Source organism: Budvicia aquatica DSM 5075 = ATCC 35567, from assembly GCF_000427805.1.
Classification (GTDB): Bacteria; Pseudomonadota; Gammaproteobacteria; order Enterobacterales; family Enterobacteriaceae; genus Budvicia; species Budvicia aquatica.
The window spans coordinates 1-10,401 of record NZ_ATYS01000080.1 but is presented as its reverse complement, the minus strand read 5'-3'; the positions used below and the strand labels follow the sequence as shown (position 1 = coordinate 10,401).

7 protein-coding genes are annotated in these 10,401 nt (G+C 46.6%); all 7 read right to left on the bottom strand.

All coding sequences use genetic code 11. From position 1 onward, the window contains the following. Positions 1-302: 302 nt before the first annotated feature. The 7 genes from YWE_RS0119715 to YWE_RS0119685 all read right to left on the bottom strand — a co-directional run bounded on the left by YWE_RS0119715 (position 303) and on the right by YWE_RS0119685 (position 9,391). Positions 303-3,356, bottom strand: a complete 3,054-nt coding sequence (locus YWE_RS0119715; protein WP_051323461.1) for an autotransporter outer membrane beta-barrel domain-containing protein — start codon at positions 3,354-3,356, stop codon at positions 303-305. A 95-nt stretch (positions 3,357-3,451) separates the two neighbouring features. Then, positions 3,452-3,727, bottom strand: coding sequence for an IS1/IS1595 family N-terminal zinc-binding domain-containing protein (locus tag YWE_RS29170; protein WP_051323460.1), 276 nt, complete (start codon positions 3,725-3,727; stop codon positions 3,452-3,454). A 187-nt stretch (positions 3,728-3,914) separates the two neighbouring features. Then, entirely contained in the window at positions 3,915-5,123 is a 1,209-nt protein-coding gene (locus YWE_RS0119705; protein ID WP_029096054.1) for a fimbrial protein, read from the bottom strand. Then, positions 5,107-5,427, bottom strand: a complete 321-nt coding sequence (locus YWE_RS27995) for an IS1/IS1595 family N-terminal zinc-binding domain-containing protein (protein ID WP_051323459.1) — start codon at positions 5,425-5,427, stop codon at positions 5,107-5,109. The genes YWE_RS0119705 and YWE_RS27995 overlap by 17 nt, the downstream gene beginning before the upstream one ends. 9 nt (positions 5,428-5,436) lie before the next feature. Next, the gene (locus YWE_RS27990) at positions 5,437-7,992 is read right to left on the bottom strand and encodes a fimbria/pilus outer membrane usher protein (RefSeq protein ID WP_084167140.1); all 2,556 of its coding nucleotides are present in this window, start codon (positions 7,990-7,992) and stop codon (positions 5,437-5,439) included. A 74-nt stretch (positions 7,993-8,066) separates the two neighbouring features. Then, complete coding sequence (locus tag YWE_RS0119690; RefSeq protein ID WP_029096053.1) at positions 8,067-8,771, bottom strand: fimbrial biogenesis chaperone; 705 nt, start codon at positions 8,769-8,771, stop codon at positions 8,067-8,069. Between the two features lie 65 nt (positions 8,772-8,836). Continuing rightward, the gene (locus tag YWE_RS0119685) at positions 8,837-9,391 is read right to left on the bottom strand and encodes a fimbrial protein (protein WP_227659927.1); all 555 of its coding nucleotides are present in this window, start codon (positions 9,389-9,391) and stop codon (positions 8,837-8,839) included. Positions 9,392-10,401 lie beyond the last annotated feature (1,010 nt).

Below are 10,401 nucleotides of genomic sequence, written 5' to 3'. Positions count from 1 at the left end.
CTTGAACTTGACCGTAATCCCTTGGTTATTAGGTCGTACTTCTTAGTTATTGAACCAAAATCACAATATTAATAGCAGGCACTGTCGCGAATCATTCTACCCTTAACCAAGCGCTAATTGGTGAGCTAAAACCTGGATGATTCGCTNCGCTCACCCTATGGGCCATTCGCGATGCGAATGTTTGCTTCGCCTACGGCTCGCGTTCCCGTTTTCACGGGGATGACGAGAGGGGGAAACTTCTTCGTTATTTCGTTGGAAAACCGGAAAACGGGGGAAATAGAAAACCTTCCCCCAACACCAAATCAGAAACTAAAACGATACCCGCCGTTAATCTGACTCTGTCTAAACTGACTGCCGCTAACCTGCTCCAGGTCTAAATAAAGATTATGCTGTTTGCCAATACCTACGCTGGCACCAACACCATTTGCCCACCAGTCACCTTTGAAAGAGTGAGCTTCTTTATTACCGTTTAAACGATAGTCAGCATCACCGTTAAACTCGTGAACATAGCTGCTCTTAAGGTAAAAGTTAACCGGGGTAGCGCCTTCTGTCACTTCATATCCGATCAGCCCGCCGGCGCGGCCCAAAGTAGAGGTATAGCTGGATAAATCCACTTTTAAACCGTTGGAGTTCTTGAAATGACTACTGTCCTGCCATGCAACGGTTAACTGGCTTTGAGGCTCGATATAGAACCCGCTGTTTTCAGGCGTAAAATGAAAACGCTTACCGGCTTCAACCGACAGTGATATACCGTTAGATGATGCACTGCCATCAACCCCATTACCGGCGGTATCTTTTACGTTAATTTCGTTACGCATGCGGTTATATTTCAACAAGGTATCTATGTACAAACCACTGTTATCCAAATAACCGGCATACAGGCCGACATGACGATTTCTCATATCGCCGTCACCGTTCTGATAATCTTGATTAGAATTGCTTTGACCCAGAGCTGCGCCCAGATACATCATGCCGCTGGCAGACTGCCACTGCTTATCCGCACCTAGCTGCACGCCGTTATAAGTCATATCGAATCCGCTTAACTTGCCGCGGCCAAATGACGTAAAGTTACCATAATAGCCGCGTAGCCAGAGGTTACCGTCAATGCCGTCGGTGCGTAATTGCCCCATCCGCTGCATCAAAGTCTGGGTTTCCGCATAGTTCATCAGGTAACCGACGTTTAAACTATTGGCTGAAGCATTGGCCGTTGAGGTAATCGGCGGATTAGGTTTATTGGTTCCCGGGTCCGGCGTTGGGTCGGGAGTTGGGTCCGGATCCGGCGTTGGCTCGGGTTCAGGGTCGGGCTTAGGAGGAACTGTGCCCGATGCATAGAGCTGCCAGTCATTACCCGTCTGCTGCAGATCGTACAAATAGCCCCCCAGTTCAACCTTGTTGGTCAGCGCAAAATTACCGCCACCGTCAGCGGTTTCAATAATGGTCAGTACTTCTGTTCCGTTAGTGGCTTCACTGCCGTTATTCAAGACGCTAACCTGATGATTACCTGTCGTTGTTCCGCTAACTGAGAGCAGATCGCCGGCGCCTTCAACAATACTGCTGCGCATAGCAAAGTGACCGTCGCCGCTTAGATGGGTAACCCGTAAAGTTCCGTTAGGGGTTGTGGTGCCGGTGAACGCAACGGTGGAACCCTTGGTCAGCTGCAAATTATTCACTACGGAATCAGCCGTCATATTCCACCGGCTGTTTTCCATCGCTAAGTTAAGCAGCCCTGCGCTACTCTGATTGGTCATACCGGTCAACGCTGAACCGCTGGTCATGGTTAAATCAATCAACCCATTGTTTTGAGCCTGTAAGTCCCCGTTGATCTGCATCAGCCCGTTTCCTTTAATCCAGGAAGTGGAACTATCAGCAATCATCGCCATGCGATCGGTCTCAATATTAACGCTGCCGGCCAGATTAATCTGGCCGCCGCCATTGGCCACCATCGCATAAGAGTTTTGAGCGAGCAGCGAAGTATCCGTGGCATTAATGACGCCACTGGCTGCCGCCCAAAATCCATAGGTGCTGCCCAGAGCGCTAGCGTCGACCCGATTAAGATTCACTACGGTACCCGCTTGCTGAGCGCTCACCGCCTGACCCCATGAAATAATTTTAGTGTCGTTAATATTCACGGTTGGCGCATCTTTTGAAAGGCTCAGCTTGGATGCTTTTACACCACCGGTTTTTTCAGAGATCAGGGTACTGCCGCCGCCGATGGTCATTGTGCCGCTACCAATCTCCAATGCATTGGCCGAGTCACCTTTGGTATGTACCGTTAAGGCATCTGCATCAAACTTCATGCCTGACGAACCGATATACCAGATACCATGAGCGTTGTTGCCGGTTGTCGTTATCGATGAATGGCTGCCAAGATTAACCCTATTGGTACCGGTATTAAGATTCAAACCATAAGCATACTGACCGGTGGTTGAAATAGTCAGCCCGTTTGCAGTCAGGTCTGAGCCCTGCACTGCTCCGCCGAGGGAAATCCCCGAAGAGTCATTACCGGTTGTTGAAATATAGCTGTTATTGCCTAAATTAATATTGGCCTTGCCGCCGTTTACGCGAATACCGTAGGCGTTTGTTGATTCAATCACCAAGCCATTAGCCTTAAGCACGGTATTACCGTTGGTCGCAATTGCGGCGGATGAATTATCGTTATCGGTTTGACTCACGGTGACAATTTTACCGCCATTGCCAAGCTCAACCGTAGTACCTGCAGCTGAGGTAGCGGTCGTTAAAATGCTGGTCGTATTATTGAAGCCACCCGTTGTGACTACCTGTAAGTTATCGGCCAGTAATGAACCACCGGAGGCCACGGTAACCGAGGTCGCTAAGCCTGTAGAAGACGTGGTGTTTATGACACTGTCAGCACCCAGATTCAAAACGCCATTAGTGCCGCCAACAATACCGTAGGTCGAATTAACGCCCTGAGTATTGATAGTCAGATTTGAACCTGAAACATGAATATTATCGGATGCTCGCACGCCGTATGCATGATAGTCACCGGAAACATTAATTGATGACCCGGTCCCCAATGCGTGAGAAGGACTGGCGCTTCTGACCAGATTAATACCAATGACCGGCGTATCATTATTAGCCGGTGCACCGTTAACCGTAACGCCAATCTTACCGCTGCCTAATTGCAGCCCAGTGGTATCGGAACTGCCGGAAATAATACCGTGAATATCGGTGGTCTTAATGCTGTCATTGGCATTGATGGTCTGATTAGCTAAATCAACGGTATGGGTATATTCGGCGGCATAAGTCAGCGGTGAAAATATAATCGTTCCCGCGACAACAATCGAACGGGAAATAAATTGATGACGTAAAAAACAGGATAGTGCGTTAACGTTCACTGAGTTGTTCCTTAACTGTTTTTCTGAAAAAATAAAGCGGCGAGCGTGAATTTTTAATTCATAAAATAGAATGTAAAATGGTCTATTTAAAATTATTACTTAATATTCTTGTCCGTCATAAAAATATAGCGACTAATTATCTCTACATTGATTCCTAGCTGATTAGCAATATCTGAATGACTGAGGCCTTCATTTAACCGGGCCTGAATTAAGGGGTAAATATCAACTTCATTGCCCGGGTAAATATAGCGGGTCTGAAAGGTCCGGCCACAGGCACTGCAACGGTAGCGGGGAATACCTGCCCGGGATTTCCCGTGCTTTCGCACACTCCCCTGTTTTTCACAATAGTGGCAACAAAGCTTTATATCCATAGTAGACGCCTCTGTTTTATCGCTATTTATTGTCGTCGCTAACGGGTAGATAATAGTTACCCTGCCTAATGTAATAATTAAAATACTTACACTTATCGCGATAAAAATTAATTAATCTTATGCAGAGACCTATTTTATTTACCGATATCAATCAGGTATCGGTAAATAAAGAGGTCAGTCTATTTATCTAATAGTAATTAACCGTATAGGTAATCGCGCCGTTAGCTTTTCCAGCTTTAGGTTTACTTCCATAGCGATAATATCTGGCTTTTAGTGGAACAATATAGTTAGCGCCATCGCTGGTAGTTAATGTTATACCCAATCTTTTCTGGTTGTATGTATAAGGAGGGCTAAGAATAACAGTACTGCCATCATTTATTGCCATTTGAATACCAAAGCCTTCTGCTGCGCCTGCCCCACCTTCAATATTAGCAACAGTAAGATTATAGTTACCATAAACGCTGGCAAACGCCATATCTAATGTGTTCTCGCTCCTTCTGTTATCACCCGTTAGATTGCCATTTTCATCGTGGTAATAGCTCGATGCGCTAAAAGCATAGCCATGAAAAGGCGGGCAGTTTTTAAGCGTAATATTGAAGTCCTTCCACTCCGAAACGCTTCCAGTTTTAGGAAAATCAGCCAGTTGATGTGAACCCAAATCGACATCGACATCTTCAACCTGACAGGTTTTTGTCACAAAATTAATGGCACCGCTAAAACGGATAGTCATAAATTTTGTTTCTGAAGCCACTGGAGAGATAAGGCCTACCGAAAACTGAAAAACTGGAAAAGATGAAGCCAGTACTTGCTGGTTTCCCGGGGCTATCGGCCCTGTCTTAACTAATTTAACATAAAATGTTCCTTCCCCAGTATAGGCTGAAGCGCTTACCGAAGACGACGGCGAATCAAGAACATACAACGCGCTATCTACCTTAGCAGGAAATTGACTATTTTCTGAGGGGGTGTGGGATATACGTTCTCTGAACGTCATACCGATACCGGGAACATTGGTCGGAAAAACAGAGGTAGAACCGATTAGCACCGGAGGACCATACGGCGTAGAGATAGCCTGTACCCGATAAAAGCCCTGAACTGTCGTTGCCGGGTCATTCCAGGCTCTGCTACATTTCCACCCATACCCTGAATTCCAGGTCGTCGTGTATGTTTGCGCATGTATGGGAAATGTGAGTCCAGCTGCAAAATCCTCGCCCACGGTTGCAATACCAGGCCCCATAATGGAAATATCAATATCCCGATAATAGGTTGGATCTTTCATTCCACAGGTGATGGCCGCCTGAGCCTCAAAGGTTACCAAAACCAGCGCACCCAGCACTAACCGGCCCAATACACCGATATAACCTTTGCTACGCGATACTAAATTAGCTGCTAATTTCATTGTTGCTGATCCACTTATCGACTAAATAATCTTTATCGGTTGTTATATTCTTTAACCGACGGTTCACCGTATTGACGCTAATCCTCAGATGCCGGCCTATTTTCTGCGAACTCCAGCCATTTTGAGCAAGCTCCCCGATTTGACGACTAAGATTGTGGTCATGAGCACGATAGTAATAGCGGGCCTGAAACGTTTTATTACAGCGGCGACACAAATAGCGCTGTAGGCCAATTTTGCTGGTCCCGTGCTTTCTGATAGCATCTTTTTGATGGCAGTGTGGGCATTCAGGATTGAGCCGTATCATCCCCTTCTCCTACTGGCAGACTGAATTAAATTTGATGATGTTATCCTGCTCAGGATTAGCGTCCTTCGGCATCAGATAACTGAGGATGCATTGCTGGTCTATCGCCTCACCCCAAACGACTTTTAGTTGACCTTCCATTGATGACACCCGGGCAAATAGCCGCCCCCCCTGCCCGACCACGCCAATATGGCGATCGTTCTCGTCATACACATCGGCACCAAAGGGTAGGGATTGACCATTAGTCTGTGGTGCACTGATTAATACCGGATAGCCGATGGTTGTGTCATAGGTGATTTTGACCACCGCCCCGCTGTACGGCGCGACCTTCTGGCTGGTCAGGTTCAGCTCAACGTTGTTAGACAGCCCTTTAGGACTAATTTCGACATCATTCATCTGATAGGCAGTAAGGTAAGGCACCACCGCATAACCAAAGCTATCAATCCGGATACCCGGAGAACTCACCATCTTCGCGCCTTTGGCCCCTTTTGCTTCAACCAACGCATAGGTATCACCGCTATACGGGGTTAAGGTCAGGCCGCCGCTATGGGCAACCATGGCACCGCTTAAGCCGGCTGAATAGGTTTCATAGCCTTTGCCCGTGCCCGCCAGCCCGGAGATAGTGGCGTAAGGGCTACGCATCGATCCGTTCACCACCAGGCTGCTGCTGGTGCTACCGTCAGAGCCACCCTGGCGGTTATTACCGGCGGTCAGGTTGTAGCTGTACTGGCGATCCTCTCCGGCGCTACCGCCGGCAAAAACCTGCTCACTCATGGTATTACCCGGGCCGCGGTTAACCGTGATCCCCATCTGGTTAAAACCAAACAGATTATCCAAAGGTATGGTCATATTCAGCATGTAGGTATTTTGCCCGTTACCAAAAGCATCTTGACTGCGGGTCATACTCAGGCCATAGCTGATACTTTTGAAACGGTTGTTATAGCCAAACTGATATTGACGATCGGTGGTATTGTCATTCCAATAGGCCTGCTGCCAGGCACTAATATAGAACTGACCATAGCCCTGCGGTAAGGTTTGGGCAGCGCTGACCGAGAGGCGATTCTTCGCCCGGCGTATAATGTTTTTGTTATGCCCATATTGAATGGTTTCACGCGTGGTCATACCGGTCATATAGTCCATATAGCCATCGGTAGAGAAACGATAGGCCGCTATCGATAAGTTACTGCCGGTAGATTCAATATTTTGACTATATTTGAGCTGATAGCTCTGACCCGACATTGAGCCCTGATCGATGCCCGCGGCTTCACCCAGCTTGGTTTTGGCCTGGGTGACATCGAGGGAAAAGGCACCGATAGGGGTACCAATAGAGGTTCCCCCCTGAACCGCCTGATAGTTTTCATTGCCCTGCACCCCGCCATATAGGGTTAAGCCGTTATTAATGCCCCGACGGTAAGTTCCCTCAATCAGCACCGGTTCGCTTTTTAAACTGGTTGAGCGCAACTTACCGTACGTCAGGCTGTAGTGATGCGTGCCCGGGCGTAACAGGTTACTGGTCGAGGCATAAGGCACCTGAAAATTCTGTCGGCCACCATTGGCCTCTTCAATAGAGACATCGAGGTTACCGCCGTAACCGGTCGGATAGAGGTCAGTAATTTCAAACGGCCCCGGCGCAACATTCTTCTCATAAATCACATTACCTGACTGGCGGATAACCACTTTGGCCGCCGTTCTGGCCGTGCCGCGCACCACGGGTGCATAGCCGCGTAACGCGTTAGGCAACATTTGCTCTTCGTTGGCAATTTGTATCCCGCGAAATGAAAGCGTATCAAACAGTTCACCTTTAGTATTGGCATCCCCGGCCAGCAAACGGCTCTGAATAGCGACAATATCGCGCTGAACATAGGTATTAATATTGTTGTAATCACTGCCGCTATCATGCGGCTTGGTGTAGATACCGTTATGGCGAAAGTACCAGCCTTTTAGGTTAAAGCCGCCATTCAGGTTTGCGTATAAGTTGTCATAGTCCTGATTGCCATAATGGGTACGGCTGGCATTGGCGTTATAGCCCAGGGTTGCTGCTGTGACCCCCTGATCCCACTGTTCTGGGTTAACATAGCCGCGCGGCCGGTTAATCAGGTATACCTGAGGCAGGTTCAGATTGAGGATCTGATCGTTGGTGTCAAAGTCGATGCTGTTTTCAGGTAACAGCTGGTTCAGCGCCAGGCACTCCCCTTCTTTCACGCCCTTAATCTGTCGCTGAGCCTGGTCGCTGAGCTTCTCAAGGTTAATATCCAGCGCAGCCAGCGTGCTGGGTTTAATGCAAATATCAACTTTCGATACGGCTTTACCCTCGACAAGACGATCTTTGATTATCACCTCATCCCGGCCAACGCGTTTGCCGTTAACCACCAGCTCTGCCCGATATGAACCCACCGGAGTGAGATCCTGATTGTAGCGGCTCAGGTCAATACGCTGCTGGCTACCCGGACTCATAAAATACGGGTTAAACTCAAAGGCATCATTATTGTCATCGGCGGCAGCCCCTCCGGCCAGCGCCAGCAAAACAGCGGCGGTCAGCGGAGAAAGCGAACGGTTAAACGCAGGCATGTGAATTCCTTTCACTTAAGACATCATGAAATCGTCAGGAAGTTGTGACTTCCATGGTTACTCTTATGGTTTTCCTATGGCGCTACTGGCTGAGGTGTTGGCCAAATACCGCCATAATCATTGATATAGGATGGGTAAATGGTGCTGAGAGAACTTTTCATCGGGAAAAACTGAGTACTGCCGGGAGCGACCATGCCACCTTCAGCAATAATTTTTTTGCCCTCTTTATCAGAGGCAATATTGGCCAATGACACATAGTATGGAGTTGGGTTTTTAGCTTCCACTCCGCCACTAACCCTGCGCCAGGTTACTGATTCACCGGCAATATTAGCGTCACCCGGTAAAGCCTTCGGGCGATAGAAAATTTTTATACGTGAACGGAATGCCATTTGTAGCTGATTCGCCTGCTCTTTAGCCCGCGGTGGTACTTCCAATACGCTAAGCCAGAACACGGACTCTTTATCCTTGGGTAAGCCTTCACCGATATACATCAGGCGTAACGTCTGGCCTTTTCCTGCATTAACCCGGTTAACCGGCGGCGTAATAGTAAAAGGGGCTTTGGTGGTTTCCGGCGAGGCTTCGGCATCACCGTCATCGACCCAGCTTTGAATCAGAACCGGTTTATCCCCTTTATTTTCCACTTTAACCATCACTTCCCGCTCACCTTCCGGATAGATAACCCGAGTACCGGTGATCACAATGCCGGCTAAAGCCGGGGCAGTCAGCGTCAGGGCAAAAATCAGTGCAGCGACTTGACCAAATATTTTATTATTCTTCATGGAGTTATCTTCCCTGATGCAGGGGTGGCTTACGCCACACCCTGAAAAGCTTAGCGGTATAGCGATTAGAAATAGTTAATAGTGAAATTAACTGCGCTGGCAACCAGACCCGGAGTTGCAGCACCCGTTGCATAATACTCAACGGCATACGGTAGGGTTGCAGAACCGGAGCTCAGATCGTAAGTGGTTGAGCCAGACTGGCTTGGGTTACCCACCTGAATAGGTAAACCGGTAGGCGCATCAATCAGTTGCAGTTGAACGTTAGTGGCAGCGGTTGCGCCACTCAGGGTATTCAACAGACGATAGTTAACGGGATCGACGGTTGCACCGTTTTCAAAGAACGCAGCTGCTTTGGTGACTGATGCAGTACCGGTACAGTTAGATAAACCAATATTAAAACCGGTACGCTTAGCCGTTGCACCTGAGGCAGACAATTGAGATTTATCAACCGCTTCCAGTACTACGGTAGCCGGGCTCGCGTTACCATCGATAGTAATATCACAAGTTTTGTCAATAACTTCACCGGTGAAATTAACGGTACCGTTAGAAGCAGCCTGTACCGCAGTAGAACCTAGTGCAGCAACAATAGCGGCGGATAAAAATACGTTCTTCAGTTTCATAAAAACTCCATTTTTTGATAAAGACATTATTCTCTCTTCTCCTGTTTACTCGATGAGATAAGGGTGGAAGAGAAATCCCTTATCTCAATTTTAAAGCAACAAAAACCCGGTCGAAATATGGAGAACCATAACGACAATAAAGAAAAACGCTAAAAACTTAATACCTAAAATGTATTTTTAAATATAATTTCATCCGTTTTCGTTACAAGTGAAATTAAATTCACATTAAACAGGCTTGATATTGTGATCTTAATTTATCACACCAAAAATAACATGTAAACGATCTTAAAGATCGAAAGAATATGATTAATCAGAATATTGAATAGGTTGCCAATTAATTATCAGAATTAAAATTTTTTACGATTTATGATTTTACTGGCTGTTTTTGATAGATAATATCGACATTGTGATTAAATTTAATATGTTTTATCGGATTAAATAAAATACCAAGATTTTATGATCGAAGTAAATCCATTATTAATTAAGGAAAAAATTCATCATCTATGAATAAATTACCCAAATATGATTAATAAAAGATCAATTCAACTAAATAAATCACTCGATTAAAATCAATTATTCGCAAATAAGTTGAAAAAATAATTAAATATATTAATGAAAAAGTTTCGTTATCATTCCATTTTAAATAATAGCGCGTGATTCTAAGAGTGAGTACAGCGAATTATCCGGATTTTAGCTAACCTGTTAGCACTTAGCCTAAGGAGTAGAGCCCATGTTTTAATCGGATAATGAAGGAGATAGCGAGGTAATTCGTTACGCTTACCCTGCCACAGTCAGAAGAAAGAAAGGTAGCACCGAAGCCCGACATACGCCAAAACCGTCACACCGTTGAAAAACGGGATACAGCCCTTAAGCCTTTTCCACGGTCGTCATCCCCGTGAAAACGGGGATCCAGCACTTGAACTTGACCGTAATCCCTTGGTTATTAGGTCGTACTTCTTAGTTATTGAACCAAAATCACAATATTAATAGCAGGCACTGTCGCGAATCAT

What these genes read in the sequence shown, in the direction of transcription:
- YWE_RS29170 (WP_051323460.1), bottom strand. Translation starts at nt 3,727, where the DNA reads ATGGATATAAAGCTTTGTTGCCACTATTGTGAAAAACAGGGGAGTGTG.
- YWE_RS0119705 (WP_029096054.1), bottom strand. Translation starts at nt 5,123, where the DNA reads ATGAAATTAGCAGCTAATTTAGTATCGCGTAGCAAAGGTTATATCGGT.
- YWE_RS27995 (WP_051323459.1), bottom strand. Translation starts at nt 5,427, where the DNA reads ATGATACGGCTCAATCCTGAATGCCCACACTGCCATCAAAAAGATGCT.
- YWE_RS27990 (WP_084167140.1), bottom strand. Translation starts at nt 7,992, where the DNA reads ATGCCTGCGTTTAACCGTTCGCTTTCTCCGCTGACCGCCGCTGTTTTG.
- YWE_RS0119690 (WP_029096053.1), bottom strand. Translation starts at nt 8,771, where the DNA reads ATGAAGAATAATAAAATATTTGGTCAAGTCGCTGCACTGATTTTTGCC.
- YWE_RS0119685 (WP_227659927.1), bottom strand. Translation starts at nt 9,391, where the DNA reads ATGAAACTGAAGAACGTATTTTTATCCGCCGCTATTGTTGCTGCACTA.